Origin of the sequence: Frankia sp. CcI49 (assembly GCF_001983215.1) — a bacterium.
In the GTDB taxonomy this organism is placed as follows: Bacteria; Actinomycetota; Actinomycetes; order Frankiales; family Frankiaceae; genus Parafrankia; species Parafrankia irregularis.
In genome coordinates this window covers 21,881-45,805 of sequence record NZ_MOWP01000043.1, presented here as the reverse complement: position 1 = coordinate 45,805, position 23,925 = coordinate 21,881, and the positions used below count along the sequence as shown (strand labels likewise).

Below are 23,925 nucleotides of genomic sequence, written 5' to 3'. Positions count from 1 at the left end.
TCGGCGGTGCCGGTGCCGCCGGCCCGGCTAGGCCGGCGGCTTCTCCTTCTGGTAGCGGTGCGCCGCGCCGTTGATGTGTGCGCGCATCTCCGCCTCCGCCCAGTCCGCATCCCGGGCGCGAATCGCCTCCAGGATGCGGCGGTGCTCCTCCCAGGCACGCCCCGAGCGGCGCGCCACCCCGACGGAGAACAGCAGCTGCAGCCGGTTCTGCAGGTCACGCAGGACCTCGACGAGGTGGTTGTTGCCGCTGGCCCGCGCGAGCAGGTCGTGGAAGCGGGCGTTGAGCGCGGAGAGGCGCTCGTAGGCGCCCGCCTCGGTGACGCTCTCGCCCTCGACCAGCACCGCCTCGAGCTCTGCGTCGATCTCGGCGGTGATGCCCCTGGTCGCCGCCCGGCGTACCGCGGTGACCTCCAGCGCGGCGCGGACCTCGATGAGGTCGTCGGCCTCCTCGCCGCTGATCACCGTGACCATGACGCCCTTGCGCGGCGTGACCTCGACGAGGCCCTCCGACTCCAGCAGCCGGATCGCCTCGCGGACAGGGTTGCGGGAGACCCCCAGCTCCTCGGCGAGACGGTCCTCGATGACACGGCTGCCCTGGGTGAGCTCGCCGCGGAGAATGCGACCGCGCAGCTCGTCGGCGACGAGCTGCCGCAGCGGGCGGTAGGCCGCGCCGATCGTCGTCTTCATATCTCCCACCCGTACACCTCAGCAGCAAGATTGTGGACAGTATACAGAAATGAATCGACGCCGTCGTCGGCTGGAGTGAGCTCCTGCCCCTGGCCGTCGAAACCACCCTGACGCACCCGGCGGAAACTTCCGTTCCATGGCGGAAACATTTCGTCTGGAACAGTTTTCGCACGATAGCACAAAACTTCGCGCGAAGTGCGTTTTCGACCATGATCTTCGCGTCTACAGACGACATAGTTAGGTGGAGGTGCCGGTGCTCGCCGGAGTGAACTTCTTCCCCACGGTCTCGCCCGCCGAGAAGTCTGCTGTGCAGTTCTTCGACGAGGCTCTCGAACTGTCGATCCTCGCGGACCGCCTCGGCTACTCCTCGGTGAAGATCGTCGAACACTACTTCTATCCCTACGGGGGCTACAGCCCGGACCCCGTCACCTTCCTCGCGGCCGTCGCGACCAGGACCGAACGTATTCGGCTGATAACCGGCGCGAACATCCCGGCGTTCAACCACCCCATCAAGCTCGCGGGGCAGCTCGCGATGCTCGACAACCTGTCCCACGGCCGACTCGACGTGGGCTTCGCCCGCGCCTTCCTCCCTGGCGAGTTCGAGGCATTCGAAGTCGACATGGACACCAGCCGGGCGCGGCACCAGGAAGGTATTGCCGCGGTCCTCAAACTGTGGACCGAGACCGATGTGGTGTGGAACGGCACCTTTCACAGGTTCGGTCCGGTGAGTATGCTTCCCCTGACCTACCAGCGGCCCCATCCGCCGGTCTTCATCGCGGCGACGTCCACCCCGGAGAGTTTTGTCTGGGCGGGCAGCCAGGGCTTCAACCTGATGTTCATTCCGTTCACCTCGACGAACGAGAAGGTCGCCGGGCTGCTCGACCTGTACCGGAAGGCCCGGCTGGACGCCGGTTACCCGGCCGGCTCCGAGCGGATCCAGATGGGGATCCACTGCTTCGTCGACACCGACGGCGACCGGGCCCGGCGCAACGCCGCCGTCCACTACGCCGACTACGTCGACAAGATGGCCTCCACCTGGGAGGACTACATGGAGCGCAGCCCGTCGCAGTACGCGGGCTACGCCGACATGATCACCGGGATGCGTAGGAAGACGCTGGCCGAGCTGGAGGACAAGGCCCAGGTCTACGTCGGCACGCCGGCGGACGTCCGCCAGCAGGTGGCCTCGACCCTCGAGGTGTTCGGCGACGTCGAGCCCTCCATGCAGATCAACTTCGCGGCGACCCCGCTGTCGGACGCGCGCCGCACGCTGGAGCTCTTCGCCGCCGAGGTCATGCCCGCCTTCCCGGAGCCGGACAACGGGGTCGCGGCCGAGGCGTCGGCGGCGACCGCCGTCGCGGCGGCGTCGGTTCCGGCAGCCGCGAGCAGCTGAGCGCCGGAGCGCCGGAGCACCTGAGACCGGCTCCAGGAACAGATGAGCCATCCCAGCTCAGACGGCCCCGCATAACCCGAACAACCCAGCTGGCCCGACAGCCGGCTGAAGATACCTGAGGAGAAACCGTGCGCTTGTCCACTGTCCGTCGTCCCGGTGGCGTAACCGCCGCCGGTCGCGTCGAGGGTGATGAGATCGTCCTGCTCCCGTTCGCGAGCGTGGGCACTCTGATCGCCTCGGGCCCGGACTGGCGCCAGGCTGCCGCTGTTGACGGCGAGAGGATCGAGCGTGAGGGCGTCGACCTGGCGCCACTGGTGCCGCAGCCGCCCAAGATCGTCTGCATGGGCCTGAACTACGCGACCCACCTGAAGGAGATGGGGCGCACTCCGCCGACCCACCCGACGCTGTTCGCGAAGTACGCGAGCTCGCTGATCGGCGCGCACGACGACATCATCGTGCCGCCCGTGACGAACGAGGTCGACTGGGAGGGCGAGCTAGCCTTCGTCATCGGCTCGACGGTCCGTTTCGCCGACGAGGACACGGCCCGCGCGGCCATCGCCGGCTACACGGTGATGAACGACATCACCATGCGGGACTGGCAGTTCCGCACCCTGCAGTTCCTGCAGGGCAAGACCTTCGAGGGCTCCACCCCGCTCGGTCCCGAGCTGGTCACCCCCGACGAGCTCAACAATGTCGACGACCTCGCCCTGCGCACCCTGGTGAACGGTGAGGTGATGCAGAAGTCGCGTACCTCGGACCTGCTTTTCCCGCCCGCCACGATCGTGGCCTACGTCAGCCAGTTCATCACCCTGGTACCGGGTGACATCCTCACCACCGGAACCCCGGGTGGTGTCGGGCACGGCCGTGACCCGAAGGTCTATCTCGCCGACGGCGACGTCGTCACGGTCGAGATCGAGGGTATCGGCACCACCCAGAACACCGTCCGTTTCTCCTGATCTCCCGCCTTTTGCTTCCGTTCCTTTCGTCGGATCAATTCCGCGGGCGCGACCAGGTGTCGATCCGCCGCTGATCCGGCGCAGCACCTGGTATCGAGCAGGCCGCGATCCGGCGTGACGTATTTGTTGCCAGCGTGACCGGTCGCGGCGACTCCAGTTAGCGTCGATCTCCCGAACCGTCGCGCCGCCGTATCTCCGGAGCCTTCTGGAACACGATTTCATGGCTCCGAGACAGGCGGGATAAAACCCCGAAACATCGTGCACGGAGCATGAAAACCGCCGGTCGGGCGCCCGGTCGGCGGGGCTTCACGAATCCGGGCCGTGCCTCGGCACGCGGCGGCTCGTGGGCTCGTCCCGGCCCGACGGGGAGTCTCCCGGGACCGGCGCGCCGGGGGGAACGGAAGCGCCGCGGCATCGCGGCACAGCGGCAAAGCCACACCGGTGAGAGGTGCATCGTGCTCGTTCCCAACCAGGCCGCCGACGGCGGCACCCTCACAACCCTGTTCCGCCGTGCGCTGGAAGGCTGCGACGTGCGGCCCGGCGAGACGGTGGCCGTTCTCGGCAACGCCCAGTCGCCGCCGCTCTACCTGGAGACCACCGCGGCCGCGGCCGCGTCGCTGGGCGCCCGGGTCTTCACCGTCATGCTGCCGTCGATCACCCGATCCGCCGCCGCCGTCCCCGGGGTGGGCGAGGTGTACGGGCTGACCGGCCTGACCGGCCTGCGCCCGGTGGTCGAGGCGCTCAGGTCGGCCGACATGGTGGTCGACCTGTCGATCCTGCTGCATTCGGCGGAGCAGGAGGAGATCCTCGCCGCCGGCACCCGGATTCTCATGATCACCGAGCCGCCGGAGATCCTGGAGCGGCTGTTCCCGACGGACGACCTGCGCCGGCGGGTGCAGACCAGCGTGGCCATGCTCAGCGGGGGCAGCGAGCTGCGGATCACCTCGGACGCCGGCACCGACATCACCTTCGGCCTCGGCCAGTTCGGCGCCGGCGGCGGCTGGGGGTTCACCAGCGGCCCCGGCACCCACGCGCACCTCAGCGCCGGCCTCGCGGCGGCCTACCCGAACGAGGGCAGCGCCAACGGCCGGTGGGTGATCAACAGCGGCGACATCATCTTCCCGTTCAAGACCTACGTGAACGCGCCGATCACGATCGACGTCGTCGACGGGTTCATCCGCTCCATCGAGGGCCCCGGGGCGGACGCCGAGCTGTACCGGGACTACCTGGAGAGCTGGGGCGACCCCGAGGGCTTCGCGATGTCCCACATCGGGTGGGGTCTCAACGAGAAGGCCCGCTGGAACGCGCTGGCGCTGCTCGACCGCTCCGCCACCCAGGGCATGGACGGCCGCTGCTTCGCCGGCAACGTGCTGTTCTCCACCGGCCCCAACAACGAGGCCGGCGGCAGCCGGTTCACCCTCGCGCACTCGGACGTCCCGGTGCGCCGGTGCAGCGTGTGGCTCGACGGGCGGCAGATCCTCGACCACGGCCGTTTCGTCGTCGACGAGTTGCGGGTGGACGACGGGGCCGCCCGGCTCGGTGCCCCGCTCGTGGGCGCGCTCTGACCACCCGAGTGCCCGTTCGACCGCCCGGCTCGATCGCACGGCCCGGCGCGACTGCCCATCCCTGTCTCCGACTGCCCATCCCTGCCTGGAGGAGAGAACGTGACCGCGCAAGCCTTCGAAAGCCCCGCACCGGCCGCGTCCACCGGCGGGCCGCTGCTCGGGCCGCTGTCGTGGAACCTGGTGTACGTCGACGACCTCGCCGCCATGCGGGCGTTCTACGAGGGCGTCCTCGGCCTGCCGGTGAAGAACGCCTCGCCGTACTTCGCGGCGTACCACACCGGCGGCTGCACCCTGGAGCTGATGGCCCGCAAGGACAACGGGCCGGCCGCGGGTAGCCCGGCGCGGGGCTGGGACCGCAACCGCGTGCTGATGTCGTTCAAGGTCGAGAACATGACCGCGGTCGTCGCCGAGCTCACCCGGCGCGGCGCGACGCTGCTGCACGGCCCGTCACCGACGGTCTCCGCCGACGGGCTGCCCCCGGAGGGCCAGGTCGCGCAGTTCATCGACCCCGAGGGCAACATCTTCGAGCTCTGCGATGAGCCGCTGTTCTTCTGAGCTCCGCCGGGCTCGGCCGGGTCAGGCCGGGCTCCGCGAGCTCCGCTGAGCGTCTGCACCACCCATCTCGCCCCTTCGACCTCCCGCCGAGGAGTGATTACGTGAGCATCAGCGTTCCCGAGCAGGCCTCGGCGAGCGAACCGACCCAGACCCAGAGCCAGGCCCGGCACACCGAGCCGACCGCCGCGGGCATGGCCATGGCAAACGAGCTCGCCGAGCAGACCCGGGACCAGGTCGACCGGGTCGAGGCCCCGCCCCGCCGGGCCAGGCCCTGGCAGCGTTACCTGGAGGCGAACCTGGGCCTGCGCGAGTACTGGTATCCGGYGGCACTGTCCGACGCGCTGCCCGAGGGCGGCACCCACGCGGTGAAGATGCTCGGCGAGGAGATCCTGCTCGTCCGCAAGAACGGCAGGCTGTACGCGGTCGAGGACCGGTGCGCGCACCGCGGCACCCGTTTCTCCGAGCGCCCGCTGGTCCTCTCGGAGGACACGATCACGTGCTGGTACCACACGTGGACGTTCGACATGGAGAACGGCGACCTGCGCTGCATCCTCAACGAGCCGGAAAGCGCGCTGGCCGGCAGGACGGGCGTGCGCGCCTACCCGATCGTCGAGGCCAAGGGCCTGCTGTTCGTCTACATCGGTGACGAGGAGCCGCCGCCGCTGGAGGCGGACGTCCCGGCGAGCTTCCTGGCCGCCGACACGGTCATGCACTACGCCGAGCCGGGGATCATCCGGGCGAACTGGCGGCTGGCGCTGGAGAACTCGTTCGACCCGGGCCACCACTTCATCCACAACTGGTCGCCGTACGTCATCGAGTCGGGCTTCCCGATGACGTTCGGCTACGTGGCGAAGAAGGGCGAGGAGGCCGGCGAGACCACCTACGTCGTCGACGCCCCCGGCCCGAAGGGCTTCTCCCGCTGCACCGCGACCGCCGAGCTGATCTTCTCCGCGGTCATCCCGGGCAAGGACGGCCGCCCGGACACCACCTACACCGCGCCGGCGGCGGTCGGGAAGAGCCGGGAGGAGCTGATCTCCTCCTTCCTGGCGATGCCGCCGATCGAGGTCGGCATCTGGCTGCCGTCCTGCAACGAGACGGTGAACTTCCCGTCCGACATGATCACTTTTGACTGGCTGGTCCCGATCGACGAGAACCACACCCGCTCCTTCATGTTCGGCGCGAAGCCGTGTGCGACCGAGGAGGAGGCGGAGGCCTGGCGCGGGGAGACCGGCCACACCGAGTGGTACGTGCCCACCGTCGAGAAGTTCCTCATCGACGACAACAAGGCCCGGGAAAGCATGCAGACGTTCTACGAGAAGGAGAACGGCTGGGACCGGGAGCGGCTCTACCGCCCCGACCTGGAGATCACCATGTTCCGCAAGTTCTTCAGCGAGCACGCGCGGGACATCCAGACGCCCGACAAGCTGATCAAGCCGCGCAGCCGCCGGAACCCGACCCGAGGACGGTCCTGATGGCCACGGAACAGACCACCGCGGAGCCGATTCCCGGATCGCTGCTGGCCGGCAAGGTCGCCCTCGTCGTCGGCGGCACCCAGGGCATCGGCATCGGGATCGCGCGGGCCTACCTCGCCGCCGGTGCCCGGGTCGCCGTCGCCGGCCGGGACAAGGCCCGGATGGACGCCGTCGTCGAGGATCTCGCGAACGTCGCCGGGCCGGCGAACATCACCGGCATCCAGGTGGACGTCCTCGACGTCGCCGCGAACACCGCGGTCGTGCAGGCCTGCGTCGCCCACTTCGGCGGGCTGGACGTCTTCGCCGCCGTCGCCGGGGTGTTCCGCCCCGCCGAGCTGGTGGACGTCACCGAGGCCGACTTCGACGCGCAGATCGACCTCAACCTGAAGGGCACCTTCTTCGGTGTCCAGGCGGCGGCGCGGTACTTCCTCGCGGACCAGCGCCCCGGGAAGATCCTGACGGTGAGCTCGGTCGCCGGCAGGCGGGCGTTTCCCGGGTCGTCGGTGTACGGGGCGAGCAAGGCCGCCGTCGAGCACCTCACGAAGGTCTTCGCCGGCGAGCTGGCCCCACGGGGCATCAACGTGAACTGCCTGGTCCCGGGCAGCATCGAGACGCCGACGAACTGGCTGCTGAACAAGCCGGGCGCGGCCGAGGAGTCGGCCGCCGGCACGCCGGCGCGGCGCAACGGGCTGCTGGTCGACATGGGCGCCGCCGCGGTCTACCTCTCCTCCGGCGCGGCCGACTTCGTCCACGGCACCACGCTCGTCGTCGACGGCGGAGTCGCGGCCGTCGCCTGACCACCCCATCGCCTGACCACCCCGTCGTCTGACCACCCAGGTCCGTCGGTCGGTCTGCCCTCCCGGCCGGACCGGCGGGGTGGCTGCTTCCGTCCAACGCATCACAGAAAGAGGCCACCCGGCATGCCACTCGGAGCGATCAGCTGGAACCTCGTGTGGRCCCATGACATCAGCCTGATGACCGGCTGGTACCGCGACGGCCTCGGTCTCAAGGTGCTGTCGACCACCGAGCAGTCGGCGGTGTTCGACACCGGGCCCTGCATCCTCGTGCTCATCGGCCGGCACGACAACGGCCCGTCGGGCAACCCGGACCGCACGGGCTGGGAGCGTAACCAGGTCCTGTTCACCTTCAAGGTCGACGACATGGATGCCGAGCTCGCCGAGCTCGCCGAACGCGGCGTCGAGCCGATCCACGTCGCGCCGGTCGTCATCGACGGCATGGACGCCCCGCGCTGGCGGGTCGCGCAGCTGATGGACCCGGAAGGCAACATCGTCGAGCTGTGCGACGAGCCGGTTCGCTGGCACCCCCACATCTATGCCTGACCAGCCGCCTGTGCCTGACCAGCCGCCTGTGCCTGACCGGCCGCCGGGGAATCCGAGCCCGAACCCGGCCGCGGAGCCGGGAGCGGGCGCGGGGGCGGCGCTCGCCGAGCTCGACCGGCTCCGGGCCCGGTTCGAGGCCTCCGGGATGGTCGGCCGGGTCGGCTGGGGTGAGGCACCGGCCGTCGTGGTCGTGGACCTGATCCGCGGCTTCACCGACCCCGCGTCGCCGCTCGGCGGCGACCTCGGTGACGTGGTCGAGGCGACCGGCGTGCTCGTCGCCACGGCCCGGCGGGTGGGCGTCCCGGTCTACTGGGCGGAGGTCGCCTACGCCCCGGACCTGAGCGACGCCGGGGTCTGGCCACGCAAGATCAGCGCCCAGCGGCTGCTCGTCGAGGGCGGCGAGTGGACCGGCCTGGACGCACGGCTCACCCGCCGGCCGGGGGAGCCGCGGGTGGTGAAGAAGCACGCCTCGGCCTTCCTCGGCACCGACCTGGCCGACCGGCTGCGCCGCGACGGCGTCGACACGATCCTCGTCGCCGGCTGCACCACCAGCGGCTGTGTGCGGGCCACGGTGGTGGACGGGTGCGGGCTCGGGTTCCGCCCCATCGTCGTGCGTGAGGCGGTCGGCGACCGCTCGGCGCTGGTGCACGAGGTCAGCTTGTTCGACCTGGATGCCAAGTACGGCGATGTGGAGGACCTCGCCGCGGTGCTCGACACGCTGCTGGACGGCGCCCGCGACCGGGGCGCGGCGTGAGCCTGCCAGCCAGCTCACCGACCCTGCCCGCCGGGCCGGCCCGCGACGTGCTGGCTGGCGACGCGCTGGCCGGCGGGACGTCTGCCGGCCGGATGCCGGCTGGCGGGATGCCTGCCGGCGGGATGCCGGGCGGCGGGACGCTGCCCGGGCTGGTCGCGACGGCGTGCCGGGTGCTCGCGGCCGACGGCCAGGACCATTTCTGCTTCGGGCATGTGAGTGCGCGCGGGGCCGACGGTGGCCTGTTCGTCAAGGCGGTCGGCCCGTCGCTGGCCCGGGTCACCACCGCCTGGGTCGCCGAGATCAGCCCGGACGGATCACTGCGCACCCCCGGTCTGCGCCTGCACGAGGAGACCGCCCTGCACCAGGCCGTGTACGCCGCCCGCCCGGACGTCGGCGCGGTCGTGCACACCCATCCGCTCGCGGTGCAGAGCGCGACGACGCTCGGCCCGTTGCCGGACGGTGTCTTCAGCCAGGACGAGGTGCCGTTCGCCGCCGGGCTCGCCTGGTACGACGACGCGGACCTGGTCGCCGACACCGCCCGCGCGCAGGGGTTCGCCACCTGCCTCGGCGGCGCGCGAGGCGCGCTGCTGCGGGCACACGGCCTGGTGACGGTCGGCGCCGATGTCGAGGAGGCCACCGCGCTCGCGCTGCTGCTGCACCGGGCGGTGTCGGTGCGGCTCGCGGCGATGGCGGTGGGCCGCCCGCGCCCGCTTCCACCGGTGACCCTCGACCGGCTCCGCGGCGCTTTCGAAGCCGGCCACCGCGGCCGGATGACCGCCATCTGGGCGGACGCCTGCGCCGGCATCGGAGCCGCCGCGGGTGACGGTGAGGGTGACGGGGAGGACCGATGAGCACGACAGCCGCGACACCCACGGACACCGCGACAACCACGACACCCGCGACAACCACGACACCCACGGACGCCGCGCCGCCCACGGCACCGAAGGCACCGCCGGCGGCGTCGCCCGCGACCACCCGGTGGGCGCACCCGACATCGCTCGCCGAGGCGCTCGCCGAGCTGGCCGTGCCGGGCAGCGTCCCGGCCGCCGGCTGCACCCAGCTCGCCTTCGCGCTGGCCGACCCGCGCCGTCGGCCCGGCCGGCTGGTGGCGCTCGGGGGCGTCCCGGAACTGTCCGCCATCCAGCAGATGAACTGGGCGGACGGCCGGGGGACGGTGGTGCTGGGCGCCGCGGTCACCCACGCCCGGGTGGCCGCCGACGCCGACCTGCGGGCGGCCGTGCCGCTGCTCGGAGACGTCTTCTCCCGCGTCGGCAACGTCCGGGTGCGGTCCGTCGCCACCGTCGGCGGTGTCCTCGCCGGTGCGGTCTACGCGTGGGACCCCCCGACGGTGCTGCACGCGCTCGACGCGCGGGTGCGCCTCGATGGCCCGAACGGGCGGCGCACGGTGGCCGTCGAGGACTTCTACCCAGCCGCGGGCACCACCGTGATCGAGCCGGGGGAGCTGCTCACCTCGGTGGAGATCGACGTCCCGCCGCCGGGGACGGTGAGCCGCTACCTGACGCTGAAGACCCGCTCGGCGGAGGACTCCTCGGCACTCGGGGTCGCGGCCGTGCTCGGCTTCGACCCGTCCGGGGTGTGCGTGCGGGCCCGGCTGGCGCTGGGCAGCGCGACGGACCGCCCTGTCACCTTCGCCGACCTCGACGCGCTGCTGCTCGGTGAGGGCCCCGGCTCCACCTCGGCGAAGGCCGTCGCCGACGGGTATGCCGACCGGGTGACCTGCGTCGACGACCTGCGCGCCGGTGCCGCCTACCGGGTCGAGATGGTCCGGGTCTACGTCCGGCGGGCGATCGCCGCGGCCTACGAGGCGGGTGCGGCGTGATCGACCCGCGGACGAAGGTCGCCGGTGGGCTGCCAATGCTCGCCGACCTCATGGACGTCGGCCCGGGCCTGCTGCACGCCCGGCTGCTGACCGCCCCCGTCGCGCACGCCCGGCTCGCCGTCGACACCGCGGCGGCCCGGCTGGTGCCCGGGGCCGCGGCGGTGTTCTCCGGCCGCGAGCTGGAGGCGGCGCTCGGTGGACGTCCGCTGCGCTTCGGCCCGGTGCTGCGCGACCAGCCGCCGCTGGCCGTCGAACGGGTCCGCTACGCCGGGGAGCCGGTGGCGGTCGCGCTGGCCACCGACCCGGATGACGCCGACGAGGCGCTGCGCCACGTCACCGTCACCTACGACCCGCTGCCGCTGGTCACCGACCCGGTCGCGGCGCTGGACCTGCCGCCGTCCGGTGCGGTGCTGCACCCGCGCGACGCCGAGCCGTCTGCGGCGTTCCCCGAGATCCGGCTGCGCCGGGAGTCGGGCAGCAACCTGGTCAACCACTTCGTCATCCGCAAGGGTGACGCCCCCGGCGCGCTCGCGCGGGCCGACCACGTCTTCACCGACACCTTCACCACCCCGGCGATGCACCACGGCGCGCTGGAGAACCACATCGCGCTGGCGGTGCCCGACGCGGAGCGGCTCGTCGTCTGGTCGGCGACCCAGACGCCGTACAAGGTGCGGGTCCAGCTCGCCGAGATGCTCGGCGTCGCGCTCGACCGGGTGGCCGTACGTACCCTCTACCTGGGCGGTGCGTTCGGCGCGAAGTGCTACGCGAAGATCGAGCCGCTCGCCGCCTGCCTCGCCCGGGCCATGGACCGGCCCGTCCGGGTCAGCCTGGACCGCTCGCAGAGCCTCACCACCGTCACCCGGCACGCCACCCGCTCCACGATCGAGACCGGGGTCCGCGCCGACGGCCGCATCACCGCCCGGCACGTCACCGCCTGGTTCGACGCCGGCGCCTACGCCGACATCAGCCCGCGGGTGATCAAGAACGGCGCGTACGGCTTCGGCGGGCCCTACGACATCGACGACATCTGGGTCGACGTGTACGCCGTGTACACCAACCGGCCGCCGGCCGGGGCGTTCCGCGGGTACGCCTCACCGCAGGCCGCGTTCGCCTACGAGGGCCAGACCGAGCAGATCGCCCGCCGCCTGGGTCTGGACCCGCGCCAGGTCCGCCGGGTGAACCTGCTGCGCGACGGCTCCCGCAACGTCACCGGCGAGTCGATGACCGACTGCCACTACGACACCCTCCTCGACGTCGCCGAGAACGCGTTCGGGCGGGAGCCGATCCGCCCGCAGTGGCCGGGACCCGAGGTGCGGGAGGCCCGCGGCCGGGGGCTCGCGCTGACGGTCAAGGGCACCAACACCCCGTCGGTCTCCCAGGCCGCGGTGCTGCTCAACCGGGACGGCAGCCTGCAGGTGCTGACCAGCACCGTCGAGATGGGCCAGGGAGCCCACCTGGCGCTGGCCCGGCTCGCCGCCGAGGCCCTCGGCATCGGTGAGCGGATGGTGTCGGTCAGCCTGCCCGACACCGACGTCACTCCCTACGACCAGCAGACCAGCTCGTCGCGGTCCACGATCGCGATGGGCGGCGCCGTGCGGGACGCCTGCCGGAACCTGCGCGAGCTGCTCGCCCGCCTCGCCGCGGACCACTGCGGAGTCCCCGTCGAACAGGTCCAGGTGGGGGGTGGCCGGGTCCTGGCCGGGACGGCGGCGTTCGGCTACGGCGAGCTGGTCACCGTGCTGCGCGCCGGCCAGCTGCGCTGCGAGGGCGAGTACGCGTCGACCGGCGGCCTGGACCACGAGACCGGCCAGGGCATCGCCTCGTCCCGCTGGCACCAGGCCAGCGGTGCCGCCGAGGTCGCCGTCGACCTGGAGACCGGGCGGATCCGGGTCCTGCGCTACCACGCCGCGGTCTGGGCGGGCCGGGTCGTCAACCCGGTGGAGGCCCGCATGCAGGTCGAAGGCGCGGTGATCCTGGGCCTGGGCTCCGTCCTCGGCGAGGAGCTCGGCCTCGACCCGGCCGGCGGCCAGGCGCAGCGTGACCTGCTCGACTACCGGATGCCCACGCTGAGCGACCTCCCCGAGATCACCGTCGACCTGCTCGGCGGGCCCGACGACGAGATCTACGGCCTGGGGGAGACCGCGGTGCCACCGGTCGCGCCCGCCGTCGCCGCCGCCGTCGCGGACGCGACCGGCGTCGTCCTCACCGACCTGCCGCTGCGCCCGGAACGGGTGCTCGCCGCACTGCGAGATCCAGGCCCGTGCCAGCGCCAGCGCCAGCACCAGCACCACCGTGACAGCTCCCCGGGCGACCGGGCCGACTACGAGAGGATCGCGCGTTGACGGCCAACGACGACCCGCGACAGCCGCTGCGCCTGGTCGTGAACGACGACGAGGTCGAGGTCCGCCCGCGTGGCCACCACACCCTGCTCGACGTGCTGCGCCGCGAGCTCGACCTGTTCGGCGCCCGTCCCGGCTGCACCGCCGGGGCCTGCGGCTCGTGCACGGTGCTGGTCGACGGCGCTCCGGCGAGCTCCTGCCTGCTGCCCGCCCAGGTGGTCGGCGCCCGGCCGGTGCGCACCGTCGAGGGACTGGCCCGACCGGGGGAGCYGCACCCCGTGCAGCAGGCGTTCATCGACCACACGGCGTTCCAGTGCTCGTACTGCACCCCGGGGTTCATCCTGACCGCGGTGTCGCTGCTCGAGCGGGAGCCGGACGCCTCCCGCGACCGCATCCGCGCCGAGCTGTCCGGAAACCTGTGCCGCTGCGGCAGTTACGTCAAGATCATGGACGCGGTGCTCGACGCCCGTGACCGGATGCGCGGCCACCACGACGACGGCACCCCCTACACGGGCCCCACCGCCGGCTACGCCCGCTCCTCCGCCTCCTCCGCCGCCACCGCGGGCGCGGGCGCGGCCCAGGCCCAGGCGGCCCACCCGTGACCCCCGAGGCGGACACCGCCCTCCGCGCTCGGGCCGTTGGCCAGCCCGGGATGAAGGCCTCCGGGCGGCGGGTGGACGTCGGTGACGCCCGAGACCGCACGATCGGGCGGTACCCGTACGTCATCGACCGGGTCCCGGCCGGCTGCCTGCACGCGGTGCTGGTGCGCAGCCCGCACGCCCACGCCCACCTGCGCTCGGTCGACGTCACCGCCGCCCGGGCCACCCGCGGTGTGGTCGCGGTCGTCACCGGCGAGGACCTGACCCGCTGGCAGGAGCAGCCGGACGGGCCCTTCCCCTACTACGGGCCGGTGCTGCCCGACCGGCCCGTGCTGGCCATCGGCCGGGTCCGGTTCGCCGGCGAGCCGGTCGCCGCGGTCATCGCCCGCGACGTCGACGCCGCCCGCGAGGCCGCCGCCACCATCACCGTCGACTACGACGTGCTGCCGGCGGTGTTCACCCCCGACGCGGCGATGGCCCCCGACGCCCCGATCCTGCACGAGCACGTGCCGACCCGGGACGTCATGACCTTCCCCGACCTCGTCCTGCACACCGACGACGGCGGCAACGTCTGCAACCACTTCAGGCTGCGCCGCGGCGACGTCGACGCCGGTTTCGCCGCCTCCGACCACATCCTCTCCCACGAGTTCCGCACCCCCCAGCAGCAGCATGTGCCGCTGGAGCCGCACGTCACGATCGCGACGGTGCGCGGTGACACGGTCGACATCCAGACGTCGGCCGCCTCCCCCTTCACCGTGCGCAGTCAGGTCGCCGAGACGCTGAGGCTGCCCGAGAGCCGGGTGCGGGTACGGGTGCTCAATGTGGGCGGTGCCTACGGGGCGAAGACGTACCCGCGGCTGGAGCCGCTCGTCGCCGTGCTCGCCTGGGCGGTGCGCGGCCGGCCGGTGCGCGTCGAGCTGACCCGGGCGGAGGAGTTCGCCACCGTCGCCCGGCACAGCTCGGTGGTGCGCATCCGCACCGGCTTCCGCTCCGACGGCACCCTGCTCGCCCGCCGGGTGGAGGTGCTGTGGGGCGCCGGTGCCTACGCCGACATCTCCCCGCGGACCATCAAGAACGGCGGCTACAGCTCCGCCGGGCCCTACGACATCCCGAACGTGTCGATCGACTCCTACGCGGTCTACACCAACACCACCCCGTCGGGCGGGTTCCGCGGGTACGCCATCCCCCAGGTGGCCTGGGCGTATGAGAACCACACCGACCTCATCGCCGAGCACCTCGACCTCGACCCCGCCGAACTGCGCCACCGTGTCCTGCTCCGCCCGGGGGATGCGTTCGCCACCGGGCAGACCATCGAGGACTTCCACCTCGCCGCCCTGCTCGACACCGCCTGCGACCGCATCGGCTGGAAACCCGGCCCGGCGTCCGCCCGGCGGGTCGTCGTCGCCCCCGGGATCGTGCGCGGCAAGGGCGTCTCGACCATCCTGAAGACGACCGTGACACCGTCGACGTCCACCGTGGCGCTCAAGCTCGACGAGGGCGCCAACCTCACCGTCGTGTGCTCCACGGTGGAGATCGGCCAGGGCGCGCGGACGGTGCTCGCCCAGCTCGCCGCCGACGCGACCGGCGTCCCGCTCGAGCGGGTGCACGTCACCTACCCGGACTCGGCCGTCACCGCCTGGGACCAGACCACCAGTTCGTCACGCTCGACGCTGATGATGGGCGTGGCCGTCGAACGCGCCGGAGAGCGGCTGCGCGGAGAGCTCGCCCGCCGCGCCGGTGCGCTGCTGGGCGTGCCGGCGACCACGGTGGACGTGCGCGCCGACCGCGTCCGCAGCGGCCTCGGCCCCGGCCTGAGCTACGCCGAGCTGATCTCCCGGGCGAAGCTCGGCGGCGTCACCGTCTCCGAGGTGCACGCCAGCGACGGGGGCCTGGACCCCGAGACCGGTCAGGGCGTCGTGACGCCGCACTTCTACCATGCCGCCGCGGCCGCCGAGGTCGAGGTCGACCTGGAGACCGGCACGGTGCGCGTCGTCGACCTGCACGTCGAGTCGTACGCCGGGCGGGTCATCCACCCCACCTTCGCCGAGCTGCAGTGTGAGGGGAACGTCGCGTTCGGGATCGGGCAGGCCCTGTCGGAGGCGATGGTCTGGGGCGGCGAGTCGGGGGCGCTGCTCAACGACAGCCTGCTCGACTACCGGATCCCGTCGGTGCGTGACCTGCCGGAGACGTTCACCGTCGGCATGACCGAGGACCCGGCCGGCCTGGACGGTGCCCGCATCCACGGCCTGGGGGAGACCGGCTCCCCGGCGGTGCCCGCCGCGATCGGCAACGCGGTCGCCGAGGCACTCGGCACCCACATCCGCGAGCTTCCCCTGCACCCGGAACGCGTCTGGAAGGCCGTCCGGGCCGCCGCCGAGCCGTCAGCCGGGACGTGACTCACCCGGGCATTCGCCTCACCCGGCATCACCCCCCGCCGCCCGAACGCGGTCATCGCGCCAGATGACCGCGGTGCGAGGCCCCGGGCTCACGCTGATGATGCCGTCAGCGGGCACCGCCCGGGATGTGGCGCCATCTGGGTGGTGGCCCCGTCAGTTGCCGTTCAGGTCGTCCGCGAACTCCTGGGCGCACTGGTCCTGCGCGGTCTGGCTGGTGCCGGCATCGTCCAGGCAGGTCTGGAGGTCCTGAACCTCGTCGGAGATCGCGACAACCGCGATCAGGAAGATCACGGCGAGCACCGCGCCGAGCGCGCCGGTGATGATGCCGGCCAGCGCCATGCCGCCGTTGGTGGCCTCCTGGCGCTTCGCCCGGCCGCGGCCGAGGAAACCGCAGATCAACGCTGCGACGCCGAGCAGGATTCCGCCGACGACGGTCCAGCAGGTCAGGATCGCGATCACGCCGAGGACCAGCGCTGCGACGCCGAGACCGTTGCGGGGCTGCACGCCACCGCCGTAGGGGCCGCCGCCGTGGGGGCCGTAGCCCGGCGGCGGGTAGCCCTGACCACCGGGCGGATAGCCGAATCCCGGCGCCGGCTGGTTACCCGGAGCAGGCGACGGATATGCCGGATAGCCCGGGTTCTGCGGGTAGGCGGAACCGCTGTTCGTGCCCTGGTCCGGGTATGGCGGGTAGCCCCCGCCCGGCCCGCCCTGGCCCGGCGCCGCCTGGCCCGGGTTCCAGGGGGATCCCTTGTCGTCGCTCACGTGTCGTCCGGCTCCCCTCGTCGCGCCGCCCTCACCATCGCCGTGCGGGCGGCATCCGTGCCGGAATCCAACCATCTCCGCATGGAGCCGGTCAGCTGACCGGAGGAGTTTGCCGCTGTCACCGGCGGCTGTCGGCGGTTGGTTGTCGCCGGGCCGACGTGAAGGCGGTGTCCGGCCGGTCGTCATCGTCCGCCGGACAATGCCCGCCGCGCGGTGGTCTCCGTGCGGGCGGCGGCTTTCCGCATGTCGTCCACGGGCGGTGTGGCCGCGAGCGAGTGAATTTCGTATCAGGCTTCGACAAAGTGGCGAATCGCGGTGGGTATGCCGTTGCGGTAGACTGGTCGTTCGTGGCGCCTTCTCCTGATTCTTCGGACGTTCGCCCTGATGCACGTGGCGTCAACACCCGCCAGCAGCTGCTCAGGGTGGCTGAGCGACTGTTCGCTGATCAGGGAATCGCGCGGACCTCCACTCGGCAGATCACGGCGGAGGCCGGCGTCAGTCGGGACGCGATTCATTATCACTTCGGCTCCAAGGCCGGGTTGGTGAGCGCGATCCTCGAGGCCCGGACAGGAGGGCTCCGCGCCGATATCGAACGAATCTTCGCATTGAACGTCCCGGATCGGGATGTCAGTTTTCGTGACATCGCGAACGCGATGGTCGTCGCCGCGAACGAGATGGCCGGCCACGAGACCGGCCGGTTCTACCATCCGTTCCTGATCGCGGTGATGAATGATCCGGAATACCAGCATCTCACCACGTCGAAGGCCACCCCGCAGAGCGAGGCGGTCGTCGAGCTCCTCACCCCGCTCACGCCAGGGCTCAGCGAGACAGAGCGTCTTTACCGGGTGGCGAGCGCGCTGTTGTTGGTGTTGTTCGGAACCGGTGACGGCGGAGTTGTCAAATGGGTCAGCGCGCAGGTCGAGACCACGCCGGGAAACCTTGCGACGATGTTGACTGATGTGGTGGCCGATGTGCTCTCGGGTCGTGGCTCCGCCGCCGGTGGCAGTCCGGTGGGCCACCGGTGGCGGCAGGGAGCCGGTGACGATGATTCCATCGCGGCCGGTGACGCGGTGGTGGGAGCTTCTCCAGCCGCTGCGCGGTAGCGGCTTTCCGCATCCATATCCGCGTATCCGCCTATCCGTGTGTCCGCGATATCTGCGACCGCTGGTGAAGCGGTCCGTGAGCCGCCCGCACCACGCCGGTGCGGGCGGCTCACAGGGCCGGGCCGATGCCGCCAGCCCAACCGCCGGGCGTCATTCCTGTCGGATCACGCCGCGTTGCAGCGGCCGGGCTCAGTCCTCGATCGCGGAGACCCCGACCGGCGTGTAACCGCCTGGCTGGCCCTTGTCGTCCAGGGTCGCGACGAGCCCGCCGCGGACGCACACCGCGGGCTGCTCCGGGTAGGCCTTGCCGTTGCACCGGAAGCTCAGGCCCTCGGCGCCCGGCAGCTCCTGCGCCGGCATCGCCTTGATCGCGGCGGTGACGGACGCGGCCGTGACGTCCCCGGTGAGCTTCTCGACGGCCGCGCCGAAGGCGGCGACCACGGTGAACATGCTCATCGTGCCAGCCCGCCTGACGTCGATGTCGTGGCCGTAGGTGCTCACGACGGCCTGGAGCAGGCGGGTCGAGGGGTTGTCGGTGCCGATGGGTGCGGTCGCGCTGAYGGACATCCCCCTGAGCGTGGACGCCGGCACCGCCTTGCGTGTCGCGTCGGTGATGCACAGCCCGATGGCGACCGTCGGGCCTTCATAACCGACAGCCCGCAGGCCGTTCAGCGCGCTGATGCAGAACGAGTCGCCCCCGATGATCGACACCACGCCCGGATCGCCGGAAGCGATGTCCTGCATCTGCGCCGTCATGTCGGCCGTCCCGGCGGGAACGGCGACGACGTCGAGGGTGAGGCCCTTCTCCTCGAACATCCGCGGTGCGATCGACTTGTAGAAGGCCGTGGCGGTAGGAACGTCGATGACGACTGCGGTCACCTTCCTGACGCCGGCCTCCTTGGCCTTGTCGGCGGGGAGGTTGATCTGGCCGAAGTACGGGTCGGTCAGATTGAAGGTCGTGTCAGCGTCCTTCAGCGGCCCGGTGGCGGTCGTGTTGGCGAACATGAGCGGGATCTTCGCCTGGTGCAGCGGTTCCCAGATGCTTTCCCCGACCGAGGATGATCCGACGACGACGGCGACGACGTCCTCCTCCACCATCCGGTTCGCGCAGTCGGTTCCCTTGCCCGGGTCGGCGAGTGTCTCGCACTTGACCAGGCTGATGGGGCGTCCTGCGATCCCGGAATGATGTTCGTTCAGGTAGGCGATCGTGGCGTCGGCCACCCGGCTTTCGTAGGCGAGGTCCGAGACCGGGCCCTTGCCGTCGGAGATGATCCCGATCCGCACCGGGTCGCCCTTCGCCGGAGCGGACGGCCCGAGCACGTCCGAGGCGTCGGCGGTGCCGGCACCGCTGGTGGCCGTGGTGCCGCCCGAGTCGTCGTCACCACTGCCGCAGGCCGCGACCGTGAAAAGGCTCGCGGATAACGCGGCCACCGCGGCTAAGCGCACTCGCGTTCGGTGTCGAGCCGCTCTGTGACTGGGCACGGTCGGGCGAGAGATCCTGGTGCGCTTCATGATTCAGCCAATCTGGGGGAGGTTGGTCGGAAAAGGTTCATCCGGCGCCGTCGAGAACGGCGTCGGTGTGCTCACCGAGCCGGGGCGCGGGGCGTGAGATCCGCCAGGGGGTGCGGGTGAAACGGTAGGGCGCGCCGGGGTGTGTCTCCTCGCGGCCGGTATGCGGGTCGGTGACCTTCGTGGCGAAGTCGCGGGCGACCAGGTGCGGGTCGTGGATCACCGCCTCCGGGGCTGCGACGAACCCGGCGACCAGGCCGCGGCGCTGGCAGCCCAGGAAGTACTCGTAGGCCGGGATCCGCTCGGCCAGCAGCACCATGGCGTCCCGGGCGGCGTTCCAGATCTGCTGCGCGATCGGATCCGTCCCGAGCTCCACGACACCGACCCCGCCACGCTCGACGCCCATCTCCAGCAGCACGGCGTCCGGGAAGTCGTCGCGGATCCCGACGAGGTCGATCCATTCGAGGATGGACGCGTAGTCCTCGGCCGCGCGTGGCGGGAAGCCGAGCACCACGTAGTTGCCGTCGGCGGCGCGGACCTGGGTCGGCGCCGTCGGCGTCACCATCGCGTGCCGTCCGGTCTGGCGCTGCACGACACCACCGTCGGTGAGCTGGTGGGTGGTGGCGGTCTCGCAGGAGACGTTCAACGCCGCGTCGATGCTGACGTCGACGTGCTGACCACGGCCGGAGACGGTGCGGTTCAGCAGCGCGGTGAGGGCGGCCGTCACCGCGAACATCCCGCCGACGTGCACGCTCTGGTTGCCGCCGCCGCGGACCGGCGGCAGCGAGTGGTCGTCGTAACCGCAGGTGAGCACCGGCCCCCCGCCGGCCAGCAGGGTGAGATCGGTGGTGGGGACGTCCGGGGGCGCGCCGCGCCGGCCGAAGGGTGTCACCGAGACCCAGACAAGCGACGGGAAGGTGGCTGTGAACGTCCCCGGGTCAAGCCGGAGGGCGGCGGTGACCTCGGAGCCGGGCATTCCCTCGATGAGGACGTCGCACTTCGCGAGCAGGTGGTGGAGGCGCTCGCGGCCGGCGTCCTCGGTGAGGTCGAGGACGATCCCGCGTTTGGAGGTGTTGTAATGCCGCCAGTACAGGCTCGCCTCGGGCCCGGGCTGGTCGTCCGCGAACGGCCCCCGGGAACGGGTGGCCGCCCCGTGCGGTGGTTCGACGACGATGACGTCCGCCCCGAGGTCGGCCAGGAGCTTGCTCGGGTACGCGGAGAACTCCCCGGCGATCTCCAGGACCCGTAACCGGTCCAGCGGGCCGTTCATACGACGCCCTCCGCTGCCAGCTCACTCAGCTCGGCGTCGTCGACACCCAGCAGGTCACCCAGGACGTACCGGTTGTGCTCGCCGAGCCGGGGTGCGCCGCGACGCAGCGACCAGTCGGTCTCGGACAGGTGCACCGGGATCCCGTCGACCCGGGCCGGCCCGATGTCGGGATGCTGGACCGTCGGCCACAGGTCCCAGTCGGACGTCGCGGGCGTGCCGTCGGCGCGTTCGGCTGCTGTGCCGTCGATGCGTTCGGCCGGCGTGCGCACCGGGCTGGCCGGGATGCCGGCGGCAGCCAGCCGGCCGGCGAGCTCGTGGTTGTCGAAGCCGGCGGTCCAGGCGGCCAGCCGGGCGTCCAGCGTGTCCTGGCCGGCGAGCCGGGCGGCCAGCGTCGCCAGTTCCCCGGCGGTCGCCCACGGCTGGCCGATCTCGCCCGCCAGCAGCCGCCAGTCATGATCATCGCGGCAGGCCACCGCGATCCAGCGATCCTCCCCGCGGGCGGGGTAGATCCCGTGCGGCGCCATCGGGGAGTTGGCATCGCGGTTGGAGTCGACCGAGCCGGCGGCGCGGGGCGGCCGGCCGTTCAGATGATGATCCAGGATGTCCGGGCCGGTCAGAGCGAGTCCCGCCTCGACGCCGGACAGGTCGACCCACTGCCCCTCGCCGGTTCGGTCGCGGTGCCACAGCGCGGCCAGGATCGCGACCGCCATCGCGTAGGCGCCCATGTGGTCCATGTACGAGAAGCCCCAGCCGGTCGGCGGATGTCCCGCCAGCCCCGCGGTGAAGGTGAGGCCGCTGACGGCCTGCACGATCGGCCCCCAGGTGCGGAAGTCCCGGTACGGCCCGGTGGCCCCGAAGCCGCTGTGCGAGACGTAGACGATGTCGGGCCTGATCTCCCGCAGCCGCTCGTACGGGAAGCCGAGGCGGGCGAACACTCCGCCGGCGAAGTTCTCGGTGACGACGTCCGACACGGCGATCAGCCGGGTGAGCAGCTCCCGGCCGCGCTCGGTGCGCAGGTTGAGCGTGATTCCCAGCTTCTCGGTGTTGTGGTTGTTGAAGGTGGCGCCGAACTCGATACCGCGGCGATCGTCGTGGAACGGCTGGGCCCCGCGGACGATGTCCCAGCCGCCTCTGGTCGCCGGGTCCTCGACTCGGATCACCTGAGCGCCGAACGCGGCGAGGAGCCTGGTGGAGCCGGCCCCGGCGAGCTGGCCGCTCAGGTCGCACACCCGGATGCGTCGTAACGCGTCCGACCGTGCCTCGAGGTCAGGTGGGCACCCCGCCCACCGGTCGACCGCTTCTTCCGCGGGTCCTGACGACGGTCCGACCACGCGCTGCCTCCTCGGTGTGTACCTCGGCGGATCTGCGGAGCCAGTTTCTATCAAGCGCTTGACAGAAAAGTCCATAGGTCTGACCCAAATGCAGGTACACATCCAGATATGTCCGATCCTGGCGGCGTCCCATCCGGAGTAGCTCCATGACCGGCCACGCCGATGACCGCGGATCCGGTAGCCGTGAGCTGGGGATCGATTCACCTGTCGACTCGGCAATATGCTGGCGGCAGCGCCGAAGCGAGTCCGTTCTCGGTGATGTGTTGCGCCATCGGGGGGGCGGCCGGCATGGAATCGCTGCGCACTGACGACCCGGCCCGCATCGGCCCGTACCAGGTGGTGGGGCGGCTGGGCGCCGGTGGGATGGGCCGGGTCTACCTGGGGCGCACCGCGGCAGGGAGACTGGCCGCGGTGAAGGTCATCCGGCCCGAGCTCGCCGACAGTCCTGACTTCCGCGCCCGGTTCGCCCGGGAGGTGGCCGCGGCCCGTGCGGTAGGCGGCCGCCACACCGCGGCGGTCATCGACGCCGATCTTGACGCGACGTCCCCGTGGCTCGCCACCGCCTACGTCTCCGGCCTGTCCCTCGCCATGACGATCAGCCGCCATGGACCGCTCCAGGAAGCGGCGCTGACCACGCTTGCCACCGGGCTCGCGGAGGCGCTGATCGCGATACACGACGCCGGCATCGTGCACCGTGACCTCAAGCCGTCCAACGTCATGCTGGCGGTCGACGGCCCCAAGGTGATCGACTTCGGTGTCTCCCGGGCCGCCGACGCCAGCGTGCTCACCAGGACCGGTGCGATGATCGGCTCGCCCGGCTTCATGTCACCCGAGCAGATGACCGGGGCCGAGGCGGGCGCGCCCAGCGACGTCTTCTCCCTCGGCGCGCTCGTCGCCTATGCCGCGACCGGCCGCGAGCCGTTCGGTGTCGGCCCGACGCCCGCGCAGGTGTACCGGGTTGTGCACGCCGAGCCGGATCTCGACGGGATACCCGGCGCACTGCGCGGGATCGTCGCCGACTGTCTCGCGAAGGAGCAGGCCGCTCGGCCGACACCACGCGCGCTGCTGGCACGTCTGATCTCGGCCGACCAGGCGACGAAGGTGCTCACCGGTCCGACCTGGCCGCCAACCGTGCTCGCCGCCGCGCTGCGCGACGAGGACTCCATGGTGGCGACGGCGCTCGCGTCCTGCGTGACGGAGAACACGGAGCCCCTGGCCGGCGCCTCACCCACGCCCGCCCGACCCGGGGCTGCACCGCCTGCCGACCGGGTGCCGGCCGGCTGGTCGCCGCGCCGATGGAGCCGCGGCCGACGGGGGCGCCTCGCAGCGGGGTTCGTCGTGCTCGCGGTGGCGGCCATGGTCACCGCGTCCGTGGTGGTCGCGGGAGGGAAGCCGGATCATCTGACCGCCACCGCGAGTGTCGGCGCGCCGCTCTCCACCGCCACTGCCGCTGCCTCCTTCTCTGCCTCCACATCTGCCTCCTCCTCGGCCGCCGCGGGCCCGTCGGTGACGACATCCGGTCCCACGGCGGCCGTCCTGTCCCCGTCTCCCTCGACAGCCCCGCCGGTAGACGGGCCGCCGCGGGCGAACAACGAGACCGTGCCCGGGACAGCCCGCGGCACGGCCCACGCAGGGACCAGCCAGCCCCCGACCACGCGCGATGAAACGCCGGCCGCGCCGGGGCCGCCGGCGCAGACCGCCGCCCACGTCTTCTCCTTCAGCGGCTCTCTCGCGCGCCGGCCATGCGCGGACGAGGGCGCTGTCACCTCAGGTCGTACGACGACGGGTGTCCGGGTGACCTTCGTGAACCAGAGCCCGGAACCCGTCCGGATCTACTGGCTGGACTTCTACGGCGCGCGGGTGAGCTACGCGCCCGTCGTCGCGCCGGGCGAAAGCTACAGCGCCAACTCCTACCAGCAGCATCTGTGGCTGATCGCCCGTGCGACCAGCTGCCTGACCATCGCCGACGCGGGCACAGCGGGGGGATCCCTCACGATCAGCTGACGCCATCCACGGTCCGCGTGGCGCAGCTGGGCGGGCGCGTTGTCAGGATGGGC

Annotated in this window: 20 protein-coding genes; 15 read left to right on the top strand and 5 right to left on the bottom strand. The window is 71.8% G+C overall.

What is annotated here, in order from left to right:
* Positions 1 to 27: 27 nt before the first annotated feature.
* Positions 28 to 687 carry a GntR family transcriptional regulator gene (locus CcI49_RS35640; RefSeq protein WP_076833942.1) on the bottom strand — a complete coding sequence of 220 codons (660 nt, stop codon included), beginning with the start codon at positions 685 to 687 and terminating at the stop codon, positions 28 to 30.
* Positions 688 to 940: 253 nt separating this feature from the next.
* Between CcI49_RS35640 and CcI49_RS35635 the strand changes: the two genes are divergently transcribed.
* The 13 genes from CcI49_RS35635 to CcI49_RS35575 all read left to right on the top strand — a co-directional run bounded on the left by CcI49_RS35635 (position 941) and on the right by CcI49_RS35575 (position 15,893).
* On the top strand, positions 941 to 2,077 hold the full coding sequence (locus CcI49_RS35635) for an LLM class flavin-dependent oxidoreductase (protein ID WP_054566630.1): 1,137 nt from the start codon (positions 941 to 943) through the stop codon (positions 2,075 to 2,077).
* Between the two features lie 128 nt (positions 2,078 to 2,205).
* The gene (locus CcI49_RS35630; protein ID WP_076833940.1) at positions 2,206 to 3,033 is read left to right on the top strand and encodes a fumarylacetoacetate hydrolase family protein; all 828 of its coding nucleotides are present in this window, start codon (positions 2,206 to 2,208) and stop codon (positions 3,031 to 3,033) included.
* A 455-nt stretch (positions 3,034 to 3,488) separates the two neighbouring features.
* A complete protein-coding gene (locus CcI49_RS35625; protein WP_076833938.1) occupies positions 3,489 to 4,598 on the top strand; it encodes a hypothetical protein in 1,110 nt (369 codons plus the stop codon).
* Between the two features lie 99 nt (positions 4,599 to 4,697).
* The gene (locus CcI49_RS35620) at positions 4,698 to 5,153 is read left to right on the top strand and encodes a VOC family protein (RefSeq protein ID WP_054566442.1); all 456 of its coding nucleotides are present in this window, start codon (positions 4,698 to 4,700) and stop codon (positions 5,151 to 5,153) included.
* Positions 5,154 to 5,254: 101 nt separating this feature from the next.
* The gene (locus tag CcI49_RS35615) at positions 5,255 to 6,625 is read left to right on the top strand and encodes a Rieske 2Fe-2S domain-containing protein (protein WP_076833937.1); all 1,371 of its coding nucleotides are present in this window, start codon (positions 5,255 to 5,257) and stop codon (positions 6,623 to 6,625) included.
* Entirely contained in the window at positions 6,625 to 7,422 is a 798-nt protein-coding gene (locus CcI49_RS35610) for an SDR family oxidoreductase (RefSeq protein WP_054566444.1), read from the top strand. The genes CcI49_RS35615 and CcI49_RS35610 overlap by 1 nt, the downstream gene beginning before the upstream one ends.
* Before the next feature lie 123 nt (positions 7,423 to 7,545).
* Positions 7,546 to 7,965 (top strand): VOC family protein, encoded by a 420-nt coding sequence (locus CcI49_RS35605; protein ID WP_076833935.1) that lies wholly within the window; start codon positions 7,546 to 7,548, stop codon positions 7,963 to 7,965.
* Positions 7,966 to 7,993: 28 nt separating this feature from the next.
* Positions 7,994 to 8,719 (top strand): isochorismatase family protein, encoded by a 726-nt coding sequence (locus CcI49_RS35600; protein ID WP_241840449.1) that lies wholly within the window; start codon positions 7,994 to 7,996, stop codon positions 8,717 to 8,719.
* Positions 8,716 to 9,570: a class II aldolase/adducin family protein gene (locus CcI49_RS35595; RefSeq protein ID WP_076833932.1), complete on the top strand. Its 855-nt coding sequence runs from the start codon at positions 8,716 to 8,718 to the stop codon at positions 9,568 to 9,570. The genes CcI49_RS35600 and CcI49_RS35595 overlap by 4 nt, the downstream gene beginning before the upstream one ends.
* Complete coding sequence (locus tag CcI49_RS35590) at positions 9,567 to 10,559, top strand: FAD binding domain-containing protein (RefSeq protein ID WP_076833930.1); 993 nt, start codon at positions 9,567 to 9,569, stop codon at positions 10,557 to 10,559. The genes CcI49_RS35595 and CcI49_RS35590 overlap by 4 nt, the downstream gene beginning before the upstream one ends.
* Positions 10,556 to 12,901: a xanthine dehydrogenase family protein molybdopterin-binding subunit gene (locus CcI49_RS35585; protein WP_054566447.1), complete on the top strand. Its 2,346-nt coding sequence runs from the start codon at positions 10,556 to 10,558 to the stop codon at positions 12,899 to 12,901. The genes CcI49_RS35590 and CcI49_RS35585 overlap by 4 nt, the downstream gene beginning before the upstream one ends.
* Positions 12,898 to 13,500, top strand: coding sequence for a (2Fe-2S)-binding protein (locus CcI49_RS35580; protein ID WP_076833928.1), 603 nt, complete (start codon positions 12,898 to 12,900; stop codon positions 13,498 to 13,500). The genes CcI49_RS35585 and CcI49_RS35580 overlap by 4 nt, the downstream gene beginning before the upstream one ends.
* Entirely contained in the window at positions 13,497 to 15,893 is a 2,397-nt protein-coding gene (locus CcI49_RS35575) for a xanthine dehydrogenase family protein molybdopterin-binding subunit (RefSeq protein ID WP_083749914.1), read from the top strand. The genes CcI49_RS35580 and CcI49_RS35575 overlap by 4 nt, the downstream gene beginning before the upstream one ends.
* Before the next feature lie 153 nt (positions 15,894 to 16,046).
* Here the strand turns inward: CcI49_RS35575 and CcI49_RS35570 are convergent, their stop codons facing one another.
* Positions 16,047 to 16,655 carry a DUF4190 domain-containing protein gene (locus CcI49_RS35570; RefSeq protein WP_054566450.1) on the bottom strand — a complete coding sequence of 203 codons (609 nt, stop codon included), beginning with the start codon at positions 16,653 to 16,655 and terminating at the stop codon, positions 16,047 to 16,049.
* A 275-nt stretch (positions 16,656 to 16,930) separates the two neighbouring features.
* On the opposite strand from CcI49_RS35570, the gene CcI49_RS40225 reads away from it, so the two are divergent.
* Entirely contained in the window at positions 16,931 to 17,758 is an 828-nt protein-coding gene (locus tag CcI49_RS40225; protein ID WP_241840447.1) for a TetR/AcrR family transcriptional regulator, read from the top strand.
* Between the two features lie 189 nt (positions 17,759 to 17,947).
* On the opposite strand, the gene CcI49_RS35560 is transcribed toward CcI49_RS40225, so the two are convergent.
* The 3 genes from CcI49_RS35560 to CcI49_RS35550 all read right to left on the bottom strand — a co-directional run bounded on the left by CcI49_RS35560 (position 17,948) and on the right by CcI49_RS35550 (position 21,868).
* Entirely contained in the window at positions 17,948 to 19,204 is a 1,257-nt protein-coding gene (locus CcI49_RS35560) for an ABC transporter substrate-binding protein (protein WP_076833923.1), read from the bottom strand.
* Positions 19,205 to 19,307: 103 nt separating this feature from the next.
* Positions 19,308 to 20,537, bottom strand: a complete 1,230-nt coding sequence (locus CcI49_RS35555) for a CoA transferase (RefSeq protein WP_076833921.1) — start codon at positions 20,535 to 20,537, stop codon at positions 19,308 to 19,310.
* A complete protein-coding gene (locus CcI49_RS35550; RefSeq protein ID WP_076833919.1) occupies positions 20,534 to 21,868 on the bottom strand; it encodes a CoA transferase in 1,335 nt (444 codons plus the stop codon). Before CcI49_RS35550 ends, CcI49_RS35555 begins: the two co-directional genes overlap by 4 nt.
* Before the next feature lie 288 nt (positions 21,869 to 22,156).
* Between CcI49_RS35550 and CcI49_RS35545 the strand changes: the two genes are divergently transcribed.
* A complete protein-coding gene (locus CcI49_RS35545; RefSeq protein WP_076833917.1) occupies positions 22,157 to 23,872 on the top strand; it encodes a protein kinase in 1,716 nt (571 codons plus the stop codon).
* The last annotated feature ends 53 nt before the right edge of the window (positions 23,873 to 23,925 follow it).